Source organism: bacterium (genome assembly GCA_024228115.1).
Lineage (GTDB): Bacteria > Myxococcota_A > UBA9160 > UBA9160 > UBA6930.
This window is the reverse complement of record JAAETT010000425.1, coordinates 1-19,069: the sequence shown is the minus strand read 5'-3', so window position 1 is coordinate 19,069 and position 19,069 is coordinate 1. Positions and strand designations below refer to the sequence as shown.

21 protein-coding genes and 1 other RNA gene are annotated in these 19,069 nt (G+C 64.8%); 14 read left to right on the top strand and 8 right to left on the bottom strand.

From position 1 onward, the window contains the following. Positions 1-11: 11 nt before the first annotated feature. The 11 genes from GY937_18390 (at position 12) to GY937_18340 (ending at position 8,240) form a co-directional block, all read left to right on the top strand. Complete coding sequence (locus GY937_18390) at positions 12-893, top strand: tetratricopeptide repeat protein (GenBank protein ID MCP5058674.1); 882 nt, start codon at positions 12-14, stop codon at positions 891-893. Between the two features lie 51 nt (positions 894-944). Continuing rightward, positions 945-1,307, top strand: coding sequence for a conjugal transfer protein TraR (locus GY937_18385; protein MCP5058673.1), 363 nt, complete (start codon positions 945-947; stop codon positions 1,305-1,307). Between the two features lie 45 nt (positions 1,308-1,352). Further along, a complete protein-coding gene (tsaD, locus tag GY937_18380) occupies positions 1,353-2,387 on the top strand; it encodes a tRNA (adenosine(37)-N6)-threonylcarbamoyltransferase complex transferase subunit TsaD (GenBank protein ID MCP5058672.1) in 1,035 nt (344 codons plus the stop codon). Between the two features lie 8 nt (positions 2,388-2,395). Then, entirely contained in the window at positions 2,396-3,241 is an 846-nt protein-coding gene (gene rsmA, locus GY937_18375; GenBank protein MCP5058671.1) for a ribosomal RNA small subunit methyltransferase A, read from the top strand. Next, on the top strand, positions 3,238-3,579 hold the full coding sequence (locus tag GY937_18370; GenBank protein ID MCP5058670.1) for a hypothetical protein: 342 nt from the start codon (positions 3,238-3,240) through the stop codon (positions 3,577-3,579). Before rsmA ends, GY937_18370 begins: the two co-directional genes overlap by 4 nt. Before the next feature lie 40 nt (positions 3,580-3,619). Next, positions 3,620-3,898 carry a hypothetical protein gene (locus GY937_18365; GenBank protein MCP5058669.1) on the top strand — a complete coding sequence of 93 codons (279 nt, stop codon included), beginning with the start codon at positions 3,620-3,622 and terminating at the stop codon, positions 3,896-3,898. Between the two features lie 413 nt (positions 3,899-4,311). Continuing rightward, positions 4,312-5,139, top strand: a complete 828-nt coding sequence (gene panB / locus GY937_18360; GenBank protein MCP5058668.1) for a 3-methyl-2-oxobutanoate hydroxymethyltransferase — start codon at positions 4,312-4,314, stop codon at positions 5,137-5,139. Positions 5,140-5,146: 7 nt separating this feature from the next. Continuing rightward, the gene (locus GY937_18355) at positions 5,147-6,040 is read left to right on the top strand and encodes a pantoate--beta-alanine ligase (GenBank protein MCP5058667.1); all 894 of its coding nucleotides are present in this window, start codon (positions 5,147-5,149) and stop codon (positions 6,038-6,040) included. Then, positions 6,037-6,390 carry an aspartate 1-decarboxylase gene (locus tag GY937_18350; GenBank protein ID MCP5058666.1) on the top strand — a complete coding sequence of 118 codons (354 nt, stop codon included), beginning with the start codon at positions 6,037-6,039 and terminating at the stop codon, positions 6,388-6,390. Before GY937_18355 ends, GY937_18350 begins: the two co-directional genes overlap by 4 nt. Before the next feature lie 57 nt (positions 6,391-6,447). Beyond that, positions 6,448-6,927, top strand: a complete 480-nt coding sequence (gene smpB, locus GY937_18345; GenBank protein ID MCP5058665.1) for an SsrA-binding protein SmpB — start codon at positions 6,448-6,450, stop codon at positions 6,925-6,927. Then, positions 6,924-8,240: a matrixin family metalloprotease gene (locus GY937_18340; protein ID MCP5058664.1), complete on the top strand. Its 1,317-nt coding sequence runs from the start codon at positions 6,924-6,926 to the stop codon at positions 8,238-8,240. Before smpB ends, GY937_18340 begins: the two co-directional genes overlap by 4 nt. 15 nt (positions 8,241-8,255) lie before the next feature. Here GY937_18340 and GY937_18335 read toward each other — a convergent pair whose 3' ends face one another. The 3 genes from GY937_18335 to GY937_18325 are packed head-to-tail and all read right to left on the bottom strand — an operon-like array spanning position 8,256 to position 13,204. Then, positions 8,256-9,509 (bottom strand): cytochrome P450, encoded by a 1,254-nt coding sequence (locus tag GY937_18335; GenBank protein ID MCP5058663.1) that lies wholly within the window; start codon positions 9,507-9,509, stop codon positions 8,256-8,258. A gap of 42 nt (positions 9,510-9,551) precedes the next feature. Further along, positions 9,552-10,142, bottom strand: coding sequence for a histidine phosphatase family protein (locus GY937_18330; GenBank protein MCP5058662.1), 591 nt, complete (start codon positions 10,140-10,142; stop codon positions 9,552-9,554). 47 nt (positions 10,143-10,189) lie between these two features. Next, a complete protein-coding gene (locus tag GY937_18325; protein ID MCP5058661.1) occupies positions 10,190-13,204 on the bottom strand; it encodes a tandem-95 repeat protein in 3,015 nt (1,004 codons plus the stop codon). Between the two features lie 318 nt (positions 13,205-13,522). On the opposite strand from GY937_18325, the gene ssrA reads away from it, so the two are divergent. Next, positions 13,523-13,890, top strand: a transfer-messenger RNA (tmRNA) gene (ssrA, locus tag GY937_18320). A gap of 71 nt (positions 13,891-13,961) precedes the next feature. Here ssrA and GY937_18315 read toward each other — a convergent pair. From GY937_18315 to GY937_18300, 4 genes are all read right to left on the bottom strand, one after another. Beyond that, positions 13,962-15,107 carry a tyrosine-type recombinase/integrase gene (locus GY937_18315; protein ID MCP5058660.1) on the bottom strand — a complete coding sequence of 382 codons (1,146 nt, stop codon included), beginning with the start codon at positions 15,105-15,107 and terminating at the stop codon, positions 13,962-13,964. Between the two features lie 72 nt (positions 15,108-15,179). Continuing rightward, positions 15,180-15,566, bottom strand: coding sequence for a hypothetical protein (locus tag GY937_18310; protein MCP5058659.1), 387 nt, complete (start codon positions 15,564-15,566; stop codon positions 15,180-15,182). Next, entirely contained in the window at positions 15,563-16,501 is a 939-nt protein-coding gene (locus tag GY937_18305) for an RNA-directed DNA polymerase (GenBank protein MCP5058658.1), read from the bottom strand. Before GY937_18305 ends, GY937_18310 begins: the two co-directional genes overlap by 4 nt. A 281-nt stretch (positions 16,502-16,782) precedes the next feature. After that, complete coding sequence (locus GY937_18300; GenBank protein MCP5058657.1) at positions 16,783-17,457, bottom strand: hypothetical protein; 675 nt, start codon at positions 17,455-17,457, stop codon at positions 16,783-16,785. Between the two features lie 41 nt (positions 17,458-17,498). Here GY937_18300 and GY937_18295 point away from each other — a divergent pair, with 41 nt between their 5' ends. Beyond that, positions 17,499-17,957, top strand: a complete 459-nt coding sequence (locus GY937_18295; GenBank protein MCP5058656.1) for a helix-turn-helix domain-containing protein — start codon at positions 17,499-17,501, stop codon at positions 17,955-17,957. 102 nt (positions 17,958-18,059) lie between these two features. Here the strand turns inward: GY937_18295 and GY937_18290 are convergent, their stop codons facing one another. After that, complete coding sequence (locus GY937_18290) at positions 18,060-18,293, bottom strand: helix-turn-helix transcriptional regulator (GenBank protein MCP5058655.1); 234 nt, start codon at positions 18,291-18,293, stop codon at positions 18,060-18,062. An 88-nt stretch (positions 18,294-18,381) separates the two neighbouring features. On the opposite strand from GY937_18290, the gene GY937_18285 reads away from it, so the two are divergent. After that, a complete protein-coding gene (locus tag GY937_18285; protein ID MCP5058654.1) occupies positions 18,382-18,963 on the top strand; it encodes a DUF4823 domain-containing protein in 582 nt (193 codons plus the stop codon). Positions 18,964-19,069 lie beyond the last annotated feature (106 nt).

Below are 19,069 nucleotides of genomic sequence, written 5' to 3'. Positions count from 1 at the left end.
GTGATGGGGGGATGCTGATGACATTCGTGATGGAACTGAGGACGTCGGCCCGGCGCTGGGCGAGTGCGGGGCTGTTGGCTCTGCTGCTCCCGGGCCTGGGCGGTTGTGTGACCGTGGCCGAGTTCCGCAAGCTCGAGTACGAGGTGAACCGGCTGAAGACCCAGGAGGGGCCGGTGGGAGATCGGGCCCGGGTGGCGGATCTGTCCGCCGAGATCGATACCTTGCGCAGCCAACTCTCTCAGCTCGAGGGTCGCGTCGAGGTGGGCGAGCATGATGCCAGGCGGGCGCTCGAGGAGGCTCAAGCCGCTCGCCGGGACGCCTCCGGGGTACAGCCCGCTGGCCCGGCCGCCTACGCGCCCGGGGGGGCCGCTCCGTACGCCCCGCCTGGGGACGCTGCGGTTCCGTCGGGAACGGCTCCGGCGGGTCCTGACGGTGCTGCCGCTGCACCGGGGACGGGCGCTCCGCCGCCGCAGGGAGGCGCTGCACCGGCCGTGGGCAAGGCGGCCCGGGAGGAACTCCAGGCCTACCGGAGTGGCTACGACGCCTGGCGAACGGACGATGCCACCGTCTGTGTTGACCGGTTCCGGGCTTTCCTGCAAACTTATCCGTCTTCTGCGTATTCCGACGACGCAGCCTATTGGATGGCCGATTGCTACTTCAAGCAAGGGGACTACCAGACTGCAATATTGCGCTTCGATGACGTGGCGAGTCGTTACCCGACCAGCGATAAGGCTGCGGAGGCGCTCTACCGACAAGGGGAGGCTCTTCTCCGACTCGGACCGCGTTATGGGCAAGCAGCGGAGAAGGCGTTCGAAAGGGTGATCAACGAGTACCCGGATTCGAAACTGGCGCAGGAGGCCGAGCGGCAGCTCCGCTCACTGAGCGCTAGCTAGGATCCGTCACGCCCGCCGGCAACACCGGCACAGCAGGCACGAGGGTGAGAGGTGAGGAAGAGGGATCTCGACAAGTTTCTAAAGCTCCTGACGGAGCAACGCCAGCAACTGGCTGGCAACGCGAAGCGTGCGGTCTCCGGAGACATCCACCTCGACCCGGATGACTTCCCGGACGAGATCGATACGGCTTCGTCCGAAATGAATCTGGCCTTCATGGGGCGCCTCCGGGAGCGGGAGCGTGGCTTGTTGAGCAAGATCGATCACGCCCTCGAGAAGATCCAGGACGGCGTCTTCGGCGAGTGCGAGAGCTGCGGTGAGGACGTCGGGCTCAAGCGCCTTCAGGCGCGGCCCGTGGCCGAGCTCTGCATCGACTGCAAGTCCGAGCAAGAGAAGCTCGAGCGCAACCTCGGCTGAGCTGGGCGGGGAACGCGCGGCAATCGCACGAGGCGGGGGGAATCCATGACCGGCGGTCTGGTTCTCGGCGTCGAGAGTTCTTGCGATGAGATGGCCGCCGCGGTGGTGCGGGCTTCCGCTGGCAAGACCGAAGTGCTGGCCAGTGTCGTCGAGGGCCAGGCCCAGGTTCATCGGCCCTACGGCGGGGTCGTTCCCGAGCTGGCCAGTCGCGATCACTTGCGCAGCGTTTCCTCCGTGGCGGACGCGGCGCTTCGCAATGCAGGCATCCAGGTGGCGGATCTCGACGGGGTGGCGGTGACCGCGGGGCCCGGCCTGCTCGGCTCGCTGCTGGTCGGGCTCTCCTTTGGCAAGGCGTTGGCCTATCGCCATGACCTGCCTTGTGTGGGCGTACACCATCTCGCCGGGCACCTGGCCGCCGCGGAATTGTGCGAGCCAGACCTTCGGTCTCCCTACGTGGGCCTGGTGGTTTCCGGTGGGCATACGGCGCTCTACCGGGTCGTGGCCGAGGGAGCTCCCGGGATTCTGGGCGAGACGCGGGATGACGCCGTGGGCGAAGCCTTCGACAAGGTCGCCAAGCTGCTGGGCCTCGAGTACCCCGGCGGCCCGGCGGTCGCCCAGGCCGCCGAGACGGGAAATGCGGCGGCCATCCCGCTACCGCGCCCGATGCAACACGATTCCAATCTCGACTTCTCGTACAGTGGGCTCAAGACGGCGGTCTCTCTTGCCGTGCAGGAACGCGAGCCGCTCAGTGACGCAGACCGATCGGATCTGGCCGCGTCGTTCGAGGCGGCTGCGACCGATGTGCTGGTGACCAAGGCGCGTCGCGCCGTGGCCGAGCAGGGTGTTTCGCATCTTGCCGTGGTCGGCGGCGTGGCAGCCAACCGTCGCTTGCGATGGGTGATGAACCAGGCAGGGGAGGAGGACGGCTTCCACGCTGTCTTTCCGTCGCCGGAGCTTTGCACGGACAACGCCGCGATGATTGCCGCGGCCGGCGCCAGGCTCCTGGCCCAGGGCGAACGCCACGGTCTCGAGCTCAGTGCCTTCAGTCGGGTCCCACTCTCTCAGCGCCCCTGGTCCTAGAGGCGGAGGTGAGTCCCGCCGAGATCCGGGAGTTTCTCGAGCGACACGGGCTGGCGGCCCATCGCGGGCGTGGGCAGAACTTCCTGCACGACGACGAGTTGGCCGACAAGCTTGCGCGCCTGGCTGGGGTGGGGCCCGAGGACGCGGTTCTCGAAATCGGAACCGGGTTGGGGATCCTCACCCGGGCACTGGCCAGGCATGCCCGAAGGGTCGTGACGATCGAGATCGACAGCGGCTTGATTCGCGGGCTCGAAGCCGATGCGTTGCTGCCGGAGGGTGTGGAACTCGTCCATGCGGACGCGGTCGGCCTCGACTGGGAACCCTGGCTTGGCGGGAGCCCGGGGCCATGGCGGGTGGTCGCGAACCTGCCGTATTCCGCGGCCACACCGATCCTGCGGCGCCTGCTCGATGAAGGCAGCCGGCTCGCTGGCTGGGGAGTGATGGTGCAGCGCGAGCTCGCGGCTCGCGTCAGTGCCGATGTGGGGGAGCGTGACTACGGCTCCTTTTCGGTGCTTCACCAACTATGCGCGCGTCAGACGGGCGCACTCGATCTCCATGGACGATGCTTCTACCCTGTGCCCCGCGTGGTCTCGAGATTCGTCTGCATGGCGCCGCGGTTCGACCGCCCTTCGGCGGCCGAGTTGGACGCGGTCGAGGGTGTGGTGAGGGCCGGCTTCGGCCATCGCCGCAAGACCCTCGCGAATTCCCTGCGCCGCTCCGGCAGCGTGGACGTCAGCCGTATCGAGGCGGCATGTGCCGAAGCGGGCATCGATCCCAGGGCCCGGGCGCAAACGGTGCGGCCGCCGAGTTGGCTGGCCCTGGCGCGTGCGTTCCATGGCGGGGCGATCGAATGACCTCTGTCGAGCCGCGACGCGATTTCTCGGTGCCGATCCGGGTCGATGTGCGCCGCGCGAACGGAACCGATTCCCGCGAGTTCGCGACCAATCTTTCGCCGCGTGGCCTGTGTATCCACACCCGGGAAGTCCTGGCGATCGGGGAGAATGTCCGCCTGCGTTTCGAGCTTCCGCCGTCCGGCCCGCTGATCGAGACGCGCGGGAGTGTGATCTGGACCGACCGTCGCGATGATGGTGAAGACCGTTTCTGGGAGACCGGGTTGCGCCTGGATGTGGACGATTCGACCTGGGCCATTCTTCAGGAATGGGCAAGTCAGCCAACCGACCGGCGCCGGTGACGAGCCCGGCGGAGACGGCTTTGGCAGCGCGGCTCTCCTGATGGAGCCGGACGAAATCCTCGACGCCCTGGTCGAGATCGCCCAGGAGGCCGGTGTGACCGTACGCGTCCTTCCCCGTGGCGCTGCCAGAGAAGGCGAGGCCCAGCCGGAGAGCAATGTGTGCCGGATTCGCGGGGAGCCCTGGCTGATCCTGGCCCCTGGAGAGTCGTTCGAGGATCGGATCAGCGCGGCAGCACGGGCCGTTCGATCCTTCGCCGCCGAAGAGGCCGAGCGCCGGTTCCTACCTCCCGCCGTCCGTGAGAGGCTGGATCGCATCTGATGCGCAGGCCCCGCGGGGTCATCTGGAGCCACGCTCGGCGGTGTTTCTCGTTGACAGCCCTCTCAGGTGCATATTACGTTTCCTGTCGAGCCGAGAGGAATCGCAAGTCGCGATCCTCATCGAAAACTCAGACATAGCCCCGAGCCTCCAAGCTCGGAAAGCAAGGACGACGCCAGACTCTGCCCAAGCATTCGCTCGTATCCGCCATTGGTGGAGCGAGACGGGGGCGGCACAAGGCCACGTCAATCTCGACGTAAGTCTCGGGAAACGGGAACTCAGAACGAATGGAAGGGCGTATCGCTCCTCCAGGGATCTGTCCCCATCTCGAGATGGCCGCGCCTCCGGAGATTTCCGTCTCTGGCAGGCGCGTTTTGTTTTTCGGCGAGGAGATCACCCGGGGCGGGGGATCGCCGATGTCGACCGTGACCGCAGCGAGCCAACGCGAACACCGCGTGACGACCCGCTCTCTCCAGCGCCGCAAGCGCAGGGGCGAGCCGTTCTCGATGTTGACCGCCTACGACGTGACCTTTGCCCGCATCTTCGACCAGGCGGGCATCGATGTCCTGCTGGTCGGAGATTCCGTCGGCAACACGACCCAGGGCCACGAGAACACCTTGCCCGTGACCCTCGACGAGATGATCTACCACACGCGGATGGTCGTCCGCGGCGTTTCCCGGGCGCTGGTGGTGGGTGACATGCCCTTCGGCTCCTACCAGGTTTCGGCCGAGGACGGCGTGCGCAGTGCGATCCGTCTCATGAAGGAAGGCGGTGCCCACGCCGTGAAGCTCGAAGGTGGGCGTCGAGTCAAGGATACGTTGGCTCGCATCGTCGATGCCGACATTCCGGTGATGGGCCATGTCGGTCTCACGCCCCAATCCGTGCACGCCATGGGCGGCTACCGGGTGCAGGGCAGGGGAGAGTGCGGTCGCGATCGTGTGATCCAGGACGCCCTGGCCGTCGAGGCCGCCGGCGCCTTCGCACTCGTGCTGGAAGGTGTGCCCGCCGATCTGGCCCAGGAGATCACCGGGACGATCGGCATCCCCACGATCGGAATCGGCGCCGGGGTGCATTGTGATGCCCAGGTGCTGGTGCTGCACGATCTGCTCGGCCTTTCGGACTGGACGCCTAGCTTCGCCAAGCAATTCGCGAACCTGGGGGCCGCGGCCTCCCAGGCTGCTCGTCAATTTGCCGACGAAGTGGCGCATCACAAGTTCCCGGCCGACGAGCACTCGTACCGTTAGGTCATTGGTGGAGATCGTTCACGAAACCGAGGCGCTCCAGGCGCGAGCCGACAAGGCTCGCGCCGTGGGTGAGCGCATTGCCCTCGTGCCGACGATGGGGGCACTCCATGCCGGCCACCTGGCGCTGGCGTCCGCTGGGCGCGCCCTGGCCGAACGCGTCTGTGTCTCGATCTTCGTGAACCCGAGCCAGTTCAATGCGGCGGCCGATCTCGCGGCCTATCCGCGCACCTGGGAGGCCGACCTTTCGGCTTGCCGCGAGGCTGGTGTCGATTGGGTCTTCGCCCCGGAACCCGACGCGTTCTATCCCGAGGGCTACCAGACCTGGGTCGACGTCTCGGAGCTTTCGGAACCGCTCTGCGGGGCGGCGCGTCCAGGACATTTTCGCGGCGTGGCCACCGTGGTCAGCAAACTCCTGCTCGCGGCCAAACCCCATCTCGCACTCTTCGGTGAGAAGGACTACCAGCAGCTCGCCGTGATCCGTCGCATGACGCGGGATCTGGGCTTCGGGGTCGAGATCGTCGGCGTTCCGACGGTGCGAGAGGCCGACGGGCTGGCGCTTTCGAGCCGCAACGTGCACCTGGCGGGCGAGGCGCGCAGCCAGGCCACGGCCCTGGTGCGGGCCCTCGACGCTGCTGAGGCCGCCGTTCTGGCCGGTGAGGCCCGGCCCGAGGCCCTCGAGGAGATTGCCCGCGACGAGATCGGCAAGGCGCCGCTCGCGGAGATCGACTACGCGGAGCTTCGCGATCCCGGGAATCTCCGCAGGCTTCGCGGGACGTTGGGCGGCCATTCCCTGCTCGCCCTCGCTGTCTTCTTTCCCCGTGCATCCGGTGCGGGCGAGACTGTACGACTGATCGACAATCGCGTGCTGCCCAAGCCGCTACCCCAGGAGGAACGGACATGATCCGCACCATGCTCAAGTCGAAAATCCACCGCGCCACGGTGACCGAGGCCAACATCGAGTACGAAGGCAGCATCACTATCGACACCGATTTGATGGCAGCGGCCGACCTCTTCCCCTACGAGCGCGTGGACATCTGGGATTGCACGAATGGCAGCCGGATCTCCACCTACGTGATTCCCGGGGAGGCCGGCTCCGGCGAGATCTGCATCAACGGTGCGGCGGCCCACCTGGTGAAGCCCATGGACAAGGTGATCATCGCCAGCTTCGTGCAGGTGGACGATCGCGAGTGCGGGCCGGACTGGGATGCGAGGCGCGTGTTCGTGGATGAACGGAACCGCATCGTCGTCTGAGGGTGTCTCCCCGGCCGGGAGAGAGAGGCTCACGGGTCGTGTTGCTACGCTCGGTGTGTGGCAAAGAAGAATGACAGCGCCGGGGAAGGGCGCATCGCGACCAATCGGCGAGCGCGCTTCGACTACGAGATCCTCGACACCGTGGAGGCCGGGATCGCGCTGCTCGGGCCCGAGGTGAAGAGCCTGCGTGCGGGCAACGCGAGCCTGGCAGAGGCCTACGCCATGTTGCGGCGAGGTGAGGCTTGGCTGCGCGGCATGCATATCGCTCCCTACGAGCAGGCCGGGCCCGAGAACGCGGACCCGCTCCGCGAACGCAAACTGCTCCTTCACCGCCATGAGCTGCGGCGGCTCGCTACGAAGGTGACCGAGCGGGGGCATACCCTCGTGCCTCTCTCCCTGTATTGGAAGGACGGCCGCGCAAAGGTCGAGCTCGCCCTGGTTCGGGGTAAGCGACAGACGGACAAGCGGCAGACGATCCGCCGCCGTGAGGAAGATCGGGAGATGCGCCGCGCCGTACGAGGACGCGGAAGGCGTTGAGAACGGCGGCCCTGTTTCTCGGGCTCTTGCACGGGCTCTGCGGTTGCACCACCGGCCCCCTCCCGCCCGAGAGCGAGGCGCATCCGGGGGTTTCGTATGAGCACAACCTGCCGGACTACGCGGTCTTCCGGGCCTCTCACGCAAGTGTGCGGGATCCGAATTTCGTGCCCTTCATGGCCCATCGGATTCGCGTCGGCGACGGGCGAGAGCGCCTGGTGTTATGCCACTGGGATCCGGACGAGTTTCCGCTGGCCGTGTACATCGAGGAGCCGCGGATCGATCCATCGCTGGGTGACGAGTTCCGGCCCCGAGAGCCGATCGAATACGTAGAAGCCGTACGCCGGGCCATGGCTCTCTGGCAAGCGGACCTTGGTGACCAGATCTCCTTTCGGGAAGTGGGGGAGCCCGGGGATGCGCGCCTGACGATCCGCTTGGTCGGAGAGGAGGCCCCGGCTCCCGAGGAGGATGTTCAGGTGCTCGGCCTGGCCCGCAGCCCGGGCGGTGCCTGCCATTTCGAGGGCGGTGATCCGGCGACGGGCCGGGTCGATGTGCGTTTCTCGATCCCCGAGCTACGGCTCTACGTTGCAGACCGGCATGGCCTCCTGCTCCCGAGTCAGGTGGAGAAGGTTGCGCTGCACGAGCTGGGCCATGCCCTGGGGATGCGGGGCCATAGCCCGATTCCGTCCGACCTGATGTACGAGGTTGCCCGGGACCGCATCGCCCGGGACGGGCTCGGCCTTGCCGACCTGAATTCGTTCCAGGCCCTCTACACCATGCCGAGCGGAACGGTCTACGCCGATCTCGAATCCGGAAAGCGCGCCAGCCAGCTCGGCCCGCCGCGCGGTGAGCCCCAGTTGGGTCTGGCGCCTCACGTCGATTCGCGCCTCGGCTTCGAACTCCAGACACCCGACGGTTGGATGAGCATGCCGACGCGCTACGGCCTGGTGGCGGTCGACGGAGTGGCCTGGGACTACCGGGCCTCGTTTCAGTTGAACGTGGTTCGCTTCGACACGGTCGATGCCTATCTGGCGCGCTTCGGCCGGGCCCACCTGGGCCAGTCGGCGCTGGTGGAGGAGAGTGAGCTGATCGTGGCGGGCCGCAAGGCGCTCCGGTACGTGCTGCACACTCCCCGCGGAAGTCGCGAAGAGTTCACGTTCCTGGAAACCGGAGACGGCCGGGTCCTGGTGGCCATCGGCGAAGCCCCCGCCGCCGAGTTCGACACCTACCATGCCTGGTTCGACAAGGCGCTCCTCAGTCTGGAGCTTCGCGAGGAGGGGCGATCGGCTCCGTCTCGGAGTTACGCCCCGGAGTAGGCCGGGCGCTGCTGCTCAGGCGGGCCTGAGCTTGTAGCGGATCGGTAGATGCTTCACGCCGCCGACGAGCTGGCTTCGCAAGCGCGCGGGAGGGCCCGTCAGCTCGATCTCCTCGATGCGGGGCAGCAGGTACTTGTACGCCATTTCCAGCTCGAGCCGCGCCACGTGAGAACCCACGCAGACATGCTCGCCAATCCCGAAGCCGAGGTGGCGGTTCGGGCGTCGATCGACCCTGAACGAGAAGGGGTCGTCGAAGACATCCTCGTCGCGGTTCGCGGAAGGGTAGAAGAGGGCGAGGCGATCGCCTTTCTTGATCTGCTGCCCGCGGATCTCGCAATCCTCGGCGGCGGTGCGGGCGAAGTGGATGATCGGGCTCGTCCAGCGCACGATCTCCTCGATTCCGGGTTTCAGCAGCGACATGTCCGCCTGGATCTTGCGCATTTGATCCTGATGCTCGATCAGCGCGAGCATCCCGCCGCTGGTGCCATTGCGGGTCGTCTCGTTCCCGGCGATCACAACGATGAAGCACCAGGTCAACACATCCATCAGCTCGAGCTTCTTGCCATCGATTTCCGAGTTCAGGAAGTGCGTCACCAGATCGTCCGCCGGATGCTTCTTCTTCTCTTCGACGAGCTCCGTGAAGTATTGGAAGAGAGAGACCATGGCGGCCTGGGCCGTGGCTTGGGCGTCCATGCCCTCTTGCTGATACTCCGGGTCGCCGGCTCCGATCGTCTGGTTGGTCCAATCGAAGAGCAGCCGCCAGTCCGAGCGAGGCACGCCGAGCAGCCAGGCGATCACGGCGATCGGGAGCGGCGCGGCCACTTTCTCGACGAAATCACATTCGCCCTCATCGCCTTCGTCGAGCAGGCTGTCGATGATCTCCTTGGCGATGTTCTCGATGTCACCGTGGATCTTCTTCAGTGCTCCCGGCGCGAAGCGCCCGCTGATCAGCTTCCGGTTCTTGCGATGGAGTGGGTTGTCCATGCTGATCAGCGTGTCCGGCGGTCGAAAGGCGGGCTCCCCTTCCGGTGGCGCTTCGAAAGGGATGACCAGCTGGGGGTTGTTGAGGAACTGGTCGGGCCGCTTGCCGATGAAGACGATGTCCTCATGCTTCGTGATGGCCCAGAAGGGCTCACCCTCGGTTCGATCGAACCAGTAGACCGGAGCCTCGCGCCGCAACAGCGACCACTCGGCATGGGGGTAGCCATGCTTCACGTAGTGGTCGGGGTGGATGATCTCGATCTCGTCCAGACGCAGCGGCGAATCCATGCAGCCCTCCAGCTGGGCTGGAAGATACCTCGCTGTCGGGTTTCAAGCGCCCCGCAGGTGGCCCGTTTCGTTGAGCGAGCGGATGCTGCGTTCGCCGGTTGACGCCGCGATGAACCGGCTGACACTGGTGTACGCGGGTTCGAAGAAGAGCGGCTCTTCCAGTTGGAGGAGGTGGGAAGCCCAGGCGTTGACCACGCCCCCGTGGCAGGCGACGGCCACCCGGCCGCCGGGATGCCGATCGATCATGGTTTCGAGCGCGGCAACGACCCGCACACGGAACGCCGGCAAGTCGACACCGCCGTATCCCTCCGCGGTCAGCATGGCCTTCCAGGCTTCCGGATCTTCCGCTTTCAGCTCTTCCAGCGGCACGTAGCGTTCCGATTCATGGTCGAGCTCGATCACGCCGGGTTCGATCTCGATCGCGAGGCCCTGCAGGCGCGCCAGCGGCGCGGCGGTCTCTCGCGCCCGAAGCAGCGGGCTCGCGTACAGGGCGTCGAAACGCTCGAGTGCCAGCCACTGGGCCGCAGCCTCCGCCTGGGCCTTCCCTTCCTCAGAGAGAGGCGGGTCGGCCGGCGCACCCTCCGGGTTTTCCTGCCGGATCGGTAGGCCGTGTCGAATCAAGACGAGCTCCATCGCGACGCGAGCGTAACGCGTCGCCGATGGAGCGTCGCCTGCATCCCTCAGTTTGCGGCGCCAAAGGCTGCGGGCGTGGGCAGGTCGCCCGGATCGGCGCAGCGCCTCTTCCAACGCCGCAGGAGGCGGCGCATCTTGCGCATGCCAATTCCGCGGCCGCGGCGGAGCCTGACGTCGTCCGTCGCGGATGTGGCGGCCTGACCGACCACTCGAACCTGACAGGCGGACGCGTTCTTCATCCGCCACTCGAAGCGGCCGCGGCCGTCCGCGAGGGCCGTGCCCAGGATGGTGTCCGTCACCGCGTTGCGAATCTCGAGCGTCTCGCCGACGGCTGCATTCTGCCCGCTGACCGATAGGATTCGGCGAAGACGCCTTCCCTTTCGGATGACGTGCAATGAACCATTCGCCGTCAGCAGCGTCGGGCTGGCCGGTCCGCACTGGGCGGGAGGATTCATCACCGGTGTCCGCACACTCAGCATGGCGCCGCTGCGTACCTGGACGCTGCACGGGGCCTGAGCCGGAGTGAGACAGGCGAGAACCGTCTTCTTGCGGCCGCGTCGCCGGCGATCGCGGACCCGTTTGCACTCGCCTGTTCGGAAGGCTCCGCCCTGGTTCGCGGTGAGGGCGGTCAGCACGTTTCCGCTATCCGCATCCAATACCTCCACGTCCCCGCCGGCCGGGGCGCCGACACCGTGGACGACGACATGGCCGCCCCAGGTATCCCACCAAGCTGCTTCCGTAATGGCGAACGCACCGCCCATGCCCTGGATCGCCAGGTTCACGACCTCCTGATCGGACATCGGAGGCACGCCGTCATCCGTAACGCTGAAGGTGGCGTTGGTGGCTCCGGTCTGGTTGGCGGCCGGTGTCCAGCTGAAGCTGGCGGTTCCGTCTCCGTTGTCCGTGAGCGTCGCACCGTTCGGCAGGCCGGTCGCCGCGAGTGCGAGCGTATTCCCGTCCGGGTCGGCCGCCATCACCGTGAAGGCGAGGGTCTGGCCAGGCATCACCGTGCGGTCGCCAATCGGCGTGAGGGTCGGCGGGTTGTTCACCAGCCCGATCGCGATCGTGATCACCTCGCTGGTACTGAGCGCGGCGTCCGAAGCGGTGCAGGTCGCCTGGTAGCTGCCCGCGTCGCCTGCGGCCGGGGTCCAGTCGAAGCTGGCCGTTCCGTCGCCGTTGTCCGTGAAGGTGGCACCGTTCGGTACGCCCACGGCGGAGAGGGTGAGGGCGTCACCATCCGGATCGCTGGCCGTGACCGTGAAGCTCAACTGCTGGTTGGTGCTTCCGGCCTTGTTCCCGACCGGGGCGACCACCGGCGGCCGGTTCACATCGCCCACCGTGATCATCACCGCTTCCTGGTCCATGGCGACGGGTGTGCCGTCGTCCGTCACCGACACGGTGACCGTGTGGTTCCCCGCATCGCCGAAGCCCGGTGTCCAGGCCAGCGTGCCCGTGCCATCGCCGTTGTCTTGCAACGCCATGCCTTGGGGAGCGCCGGCCAGCGCGAGCGTCAGCCCGTTGGCATCCGGGTCGGTGGCCTGAAGTGCGAGCTGCAGGAGCACGCCCTCGTCCGCCGTCTGGTTGCCGATCGGTGTCAGCACAGGCGGTCGGTTCACGTCGCCCACGGTGATCGTCAGGTTCTCGGTCGTGGCCTGGACCGGGTTGCCGTTGTCCGTGGCCGTGAAGCTCAGCGCGTGGTTGCCAGCCTGGTCGAAGGCCGGGGTCCAGGCGAAGGCACCCGTGCCGTCGCCGTTGTCCGTCCAGGTGGCGCCCGTCGGCAGGCCCGCCAGGGAGAGCGCGATGGCGTCGCCATCCGGATCCGTGGCGGTGACGTTGAAGGCTAGCTGGACGTTCTCGTCGACCGTGCGGTTGCCGATCGGCGTCAGCACCGGGGCACGATCAACATCGCCGACGGCGATGTTGATCGATTCGCTGTCGTTGGCAGGCGGAGAGCCATTGTCCACGACACTGAAGGAGACCGCGTAGTTTCCAGTCGAGCCGAAGGCGGGCGTCCAACTGAAGCTGGCCGTGCCATCGCCGTTGTCCTGGAATGTCGAGCTCGCAGGCGCACTGGAGGCGGAGATCGTGAGACCGTCGCCGTCCGGGTCGCTGGCGGAGAGCATGAGGTCGAGGGTCTCTCCCTCGTTCACGACCTGATCACCGATCGCTCCGAGGACCGGCGGCCGGTTCACGTCGCCGACCGTGATCATGAAGGTCTCGGAATCCGAGAGCATCGGGCTACCGTTGTCCGTGGCCGTCACCGAGACCGAGAAGTTCCCGGCCTGGGCGAAGCCCGGGGTCCAGTTGAGGCTTCCGGTGCCGTTTCCGGCATCGTTGAAGGTGGCACCGGTGGGGAGATTCGAGGCGCCGAGGGCCAGGGCATCTGCGTCCGCATCCGTAGCGCTCACATTCACCGTGAGGGCCGCGCCTTCGTTGACCGTCTGGTTGCCGATGGCAGCGAGAACCGGTGATTGATTCGCATTGAAGACGGTGATCGCCACCGTCTCCATGGCCGTGCCAGGCGTGGCGGCATTGTCGGCCACGGTAAAGGTGACGTTGTAGACGTTGGCCTGCCCGGCCTGGGGCGTCCAATCGAACGTCCCTGTTCCGTCTCCGTTGTCGTTGAACGTGGCTCCGTTGGGAAGGGGCGCTGCACTGAGCGTCAGCGTGTCTCCCGCGTCCGGATCCGTCGCCGTAACGTTGAAGGTGAGCCGCTGGCCCTCGGTCGTCATCTTTGCGCCGATCGCGGCAAGCGTCGGTGCGGTGTTGGCGGCTGCGCCGCAGAAGAAGGCGAGGTTGCCGTTGTCCCACTCGTTCCCGGCCGTCGAATCGACGTTTCCGCCGTCGGGAAGGTTGGTGGGAAAGGTGCTGTTATGGCACATCGTGCACTCACCCAACATGCCGTCGTTCAAGTCCGCATAAGGAGTGGCAGGTGCGCAGAAGGCATCCACCGCAACACCGAAAGAATTCTTCGCCGATGCCGAGCCCGGCGCCAGGAGCGGCAGAAGGGCGAAGAATGCCGACAGCAGCAGGTGACGGGGAGAGAAGAAACGGAAACGCATGGGTTCGGGCCTCGTGCGAAAAGATCGTGATGCGATGGGTCGATCGACCCAATCGCTGAGGCCATGCTTTCGGAGTTGGAGACCCCCGCCTGCGTGAGCGCTCTCACGGAAGACGACCGGCAACAAACGCTTTGCGCAAGAAATGCGAGTGAAGCTCCGCCGAGCTGCGTGTGACATACGAGAATTCCAAGCTCGACGGAGCATTGGTGATCGCGGACACGCCTTTCCGGGGCTCATCAGGCGGATTTGCCAACCCTTGGCGCCGTTCCTAGGCTTTGGGGACTCCGGATGTGCCTTCTTCGGAAGGGGCTCCGGCGTGGGGGCGATCGGCTTCGACGGGTGGTTGAAGGCGTTCGCTGCGTGCCGAGGAGGCTACGATCCTCGTTAATCCCGTGGCACTGTTGGTAGCTTTATATCTGCCGACGATAACTACGCTCTCGCTGCCTAGTTGACACTGGCGTAGCGACGTCCGTCCTCGACGCCTTCTAGGGGATCGCGGGCGTCATCAGAAGGCTGGCCGTCGGCCGCTGGCAAGCCGCTACCGAACGGCGAGATTGATGTCTGCCAAGGGAAGCCCTTCTCTCGTCCTCGCGACTGGGCTCCCCGAGATCGAGCGAGGACTACGCACGTAGACGCGGCCGCTGGACATTACGCGGACGCGGGTTCGATTCCCGCCGCCTCCACCAAATCACCTAGCAAGATCAACTACTTGCGAGCGCGTTGGCCTCCAGGAGGAACACTGGAGGCAATCGGGGCTCTAGGTGTCTTGTCGGTTCGATCGGCGCGCTGAGCCAATCCTCGGGAGGCTGATGGCCTCGACCAGCGCCTCCTCGCCCAGCTTTGCATAGACCTCGGTGCTTCTCTGGTCTCTGTGCCCGCAAAGCTGCTGAATCACATCGAGCGCGATGCCTCGGCGACGAAGTTCCGTGGCCGTGGAGTGCTTCGTGCCCTGGTAGAGGCTGATTTTCACGCCGACCTCGTCACAGGCTCGATACCACTGGCGACGAAGGGCCGCCTCGCTCCAGGGTCCGCCCGTTCTCGGGTTGTTGAACAGAACCTTGCGGCGAAGACGGTCTTCCGCGGGCACCCATCGATTGATCCACTCAGCGAGGTCATCGGGTAGCGGCAGCCTCTTCGCCTCATCGTTCTTGATGGACTTCTCCCCGGAGCCGATTGTGCGATCAGCACGGCTCACATCCACATTGACCCAGCCGTCGGCACAGAGCTGGCGTGCGTTCATCACCACGGCCTCGCTCGGCCGAACACAAAGGCGAGCCATAGCCAAGTAGACCCCACGTGCGTCTTCAGGAATCGCATCGAGAATGGCCTGCTGCGTCTCGATACCGATCACTGATGTCTTGGGACTGTGCTTCTTGGGCCACATGAGCTTGGGGACGCGTTCGAGTTCCTCGATTTCGACGAGCCACGCCAAAAACGCATGAAAGCCAGCAACGACGTTCCATGCGGTCTTGCCCTGCACTCCACGCAGGCGGAGCCAGCGCAGAAACTCCTTTGACGCCATTGGCCCGATGAGCAGGATCGAGCGGTTCCGCCAGAAGTCGAAGTGACCGCCCGGCTTCGCCCAGCGGCTGTATTCTCGTAGCGTCCGAGGCGCTCGGTCGCCCGATTTGACCATTTCCTCGAAGTCCAAGAGCCAAGACTTCAGCCAGACGCCCACTCGCCGCTTGGGCGACGCCACCGGCGCAAATCGGTCGATGGCCCCGTTCTTGCCCACCTCTTGTGCGAGAATCCTCACGGTTCTGAGCAACGCCTCTGCCTGCTCACGACCCTCGAACGGCACCCCCTTGTGGGAGTAGAGCTTTCCGTGCCGTCCGAAGTCGAGCCAATGGCGACGCGTTCCCCCCTTGCCTGGTCGCTCGAATACCTTGCCCCAATTCTTCACCGCGACCCAAGACGTACCACGTCTTATGCCCGGATGGGAAGGCCAAGTTGCCGGGGGCGATACAGCCATCTCTCAGTTGCTTGCCCTGTCGGGGTGCTGCGGCTTTGTTTGGGTCCCGAGTCTGGTTCCGTCGGCAGGGTGCAACGTGCAAAGGATCGCGAGCTGTTGAGCGCGCCGGTGCTGGCCCGTCGCATCCGCAATGCACCGCAGTGCCTGGTTGATTCGCCGTTCTTGTTGCGGCTGCACGCGCACCCAATAGAGGATTCTGCGTTGCCCCTGAGCGGGACCGCCGACGGGGCGCACAACGGAAGGTTCAGTCGCCGCCAGGAGCCGACGGGCCAAGATGTCAAAGAAGAGACCTCGGGGCAGCTTTCTGGATCTGCTCGCTTCTTCTGCGCGGTGCGCCCGCTCGATGAGATCGAATTCCGCCTCGGCAAGTTCGAAGTCCAGCCGCTTCATGACGCATCACTTGAGTCCAGAGCGCGGTCGAGCCGATCTTTGAAGCGAAGATATCTGGGGTCGGTCTTTCCTACTACGTGCCCGAAATGTGCGAGTCGGCCCTTGACGACGTTCTCAATGCTCTTCTTGGGGCTGATTCGAAGCCGTTGATGCGCGACGCACGGACCGAATCTTTCGATGGTGAAGATGGCCCTGCCAAGGGAGTTCGTGTAGGTCCTTGGCAGATTGAGGCGCGTGTTCACTACCATGCCCAGCAGCCGCATCTGCTGGTGTTGTCCGAGCAATCTGGTTTTTCTGCCATTGACAGCGAAGTCGGAAGCTCGAATGGCCTCGGTTACTGCCGTTCCCAACGCGCAGGTTCCGGAGGGGAGTAGGTGTACGATTTCGGCAGGGAATCGCGGCCTTGTGGTGGAGAAGAAATGATCGTCTCCATAGCGCGTGAACTCGCATTCGTACTCGATCGCGAGATGTGCGAGCCGCTTGTCGACCCGGATGCAAGCGAGGTTCGAGAGGATCCCCGAGCAAGGTGACCCCTGCGGAAGTCGGTCTTCAAAAAAGCAGAGCCGAATGAGAGCGAGCTTCGCGTTCAGAGTGTGAGAAGGCAGGTACCGACCCAAGGCACCAGCGACATTGTCGGGCCGGATCGACTCGAAGAAGTCGTCGTAGTCGAAACCAAGGAGCAAGCGAGCGCCTACATGCGGACGGGCGGCATGGATGATGCCCCGACCGCGAGCGTATCCGCATACGGCGGGGCCGGGAATGAAGCTCTCCGAGAGCAGATCGCAGATTGCACTCTGGATCTTCATGAGTTCACGCGCAGGTTCCCGGATCGGCCTTCGCCCACCGCCCCGTTTTCGGGCGAACCAGGGCGTGTAGAGATCATCCGCGGAGTGCTGGAATACACAGCGAAGATCGGGCTCCCGAACACCAAGCATGCTCGCGACTTCCTCGACAGTCTGAGGGGAAAGACCGAATCCAAGAGCGTCCGGAACCCCATCACCGTTCTTACGATAAACAGTTGTGTTTACCGGGCGTGAAGGCGGTTCAGTAGTTACTGAATCGTCAGTCCGTCGCGGTGTCGCGACAGTGGATTCAACGGCGCGGGGCTCCGGAGCTTCAGTGGCGTGTCGGTTGGCTTTCGTCATCGTGAGATGACTCTGCGGGACTCGGCTCCGGATCGCCTATCACAAACTGGGTCCCGAAATGTGACGCCGAACTACGGTTTCTTGAAGGTCTCGTACCGGTGGGGCAGCGAGCTTAGGTCCGGGCCGAACTCGGCCCATTCCGATCCCTTCCAGAATTCCCTTCTGCGGTGGAGTTCAGCCCGACAAGCGTCGGGCGATTTCGCACCGAAGATGAGTGCCAGCGCCTCGATTGCATTCTCGGGACTCATCGGAGTATCGAAAAGGTGATGGCCTTCGTCGTCCTGGCCAAGCGCGAATCGGTCCCCGATGTCAACAGTTCCGTTGGGCCCGACCAGGACCGAGTACATGAATTCAAGCTCCTCCGGATAGACTGATGAGGTTTGCTCACCTTTGGGCGCTACCCAGCCCTTGATCCTCGCGGCCTCGTAGAACTTCTTTTTTGGTTTGCCAGTGCCCTTCCGGAACGCCTTGTGAGCCCTTCGATCTTCATCGCGAAGATCGTCGAGAGCATTCTCCATCGCCGGAACCCGTGCCGCGTCGAGTATTGCCCAAGCAATGATCTCGAACTCCTCGACGGTCAGATCGCGTTGGTCGGCGTCGCCTTCGTCGAGGTTCGCTCGAATCTTCGCGGCGAGGTCACGGAGTCGAGCGGAGTGGGAGTCTGGTTCGGCGAGGAGTGCCGCCCAGGCCGCCGCCCCTCTCGTCCGTCTGTCTCTATTCTGAGCCAGTTCGTCCGCCTCCTCCAATCGGTGGGGACAGCAACCGATAGTTCAGGGTGGGGGACACTATGGCACGGAATGAGACGAGAAAAAGCCCGGCGAGAGCGAGGGTAGTCAGGGCGCTGGTCCAACACGGGACGGTGACGGGAGCTGCGAGGGCGGTGGGATGCTCGCGGTCAACGATCTACAGGTGGCTGAAGGACGAGGAGTTCTGCGACCAGCTAGAGGAGTCGCGGGAGCGGGCCGCGGACGCAGAGATCGACGGACTGATTGATCTTCGCCGTAGGCAGGTCCAGGCGGCGCGGCTTGGGCTGGAAGTATTGGAGGCAGCTCTTGAGAGCGACGATACGCCGCTTCCCGTAAGGGTTCGGGTCGCATCGTACTTCTTGGACGCCGCGGGGTCGGCCGCGGAGCGGCTAGAAGCATGGTCCGCAGGCCGGAGGGACAGTCTCCCCGCCTTCTCGAAGGTTTCGACGCGCCCGCCCGCTAGTCGTGCGGAATGCCAGGCAAATCGTCTCGTCGAATAGGCCCCGGGGCAGGTGGCCTGCAATTGATTGCACTAGAGGCAGCGTGCAAACGTTTGCACGGCGAGAGGTATGGAAGCAACTGAAGGGCCACCCCTCAGGATTTCAGCCTGACTCCATCTCGCCGATCAGGCGGCTCAGCCGCACGTTGACCGCGCTCGCCAGCGCCGCCATGACGGTCAGAGTGGGGTTCGCGTCACCGCGCTCGATCTGGCTCACATAGGTGCGGTGAATGCCCGCTTCTTCGGCGAGTCGCTCCTGCGACAGTCCGAGTGCTTCCCGCCTCGCCGGGACAGCAAGGCCAAAGCTGCGTTCAAGGAATTCGGATTCTCGCGCCACGCACCCGTGACGCTAGGAAGGCGACACTGACGGTCTACGGAGTATGGTCTCTATGTTGGCAGTTCATTGCTGATGGAGAGGCAAAGCCGTGAAGGGTGCAATCCTCAGTCTCCGGGACGAATCGGCCGCTTTCTTCAGCTCGTTTCTTCATTCCAACGTAGCCACCCTCTCCGGAGCACTACCCATGCTGGTTGTGGTCTCCTCTCTCGCTGCTTGCATACCGCTTACCCACCGCTACGAGTTCAGGAGCAACGTCGCAGCGGGGCCTCAAGGTTTTCCGCGGAGCGGGTCGTTCTACGTCGCATTGGCCGAGGACGGGTTCCATGGCAATCGCAAGTACGCAGGGTCGGGTACAACAATGACCCTGGCTCTGACTCGACATCTATCAACGTTCGCGTCAGAAGCGGAAGCAGCTATCGAAAAAGCAACTGTGGACGAGGCTCGATGGACAGCCAATGAACACGGGCACCGGTACTTGGTATGGCCAGAGATTCTGAACTGGGAGGATCGCGCAAGCCAATGGGGCTTTCGATCTGATCGTGTCTCGGTGCGAGTCGTCTTGATCGAAGTGAGCAGTGATCGAGTCTATAGCGATGAGGTCCTGAGCGTCACCCAGGGTGTCTTCACTACTTCACCCCTCGGTGAACACCTCAAAACCGGCCATACGTGAACGTCTGAAAAGCGGCCATAGGGAGCCGCCCAAGACAGGTGTGGTGTGATTAGCCCTTTGTGGGTGTGTTTTTCAAGGTGGCCTTCTCTCGGGATCGCCAGCTCCG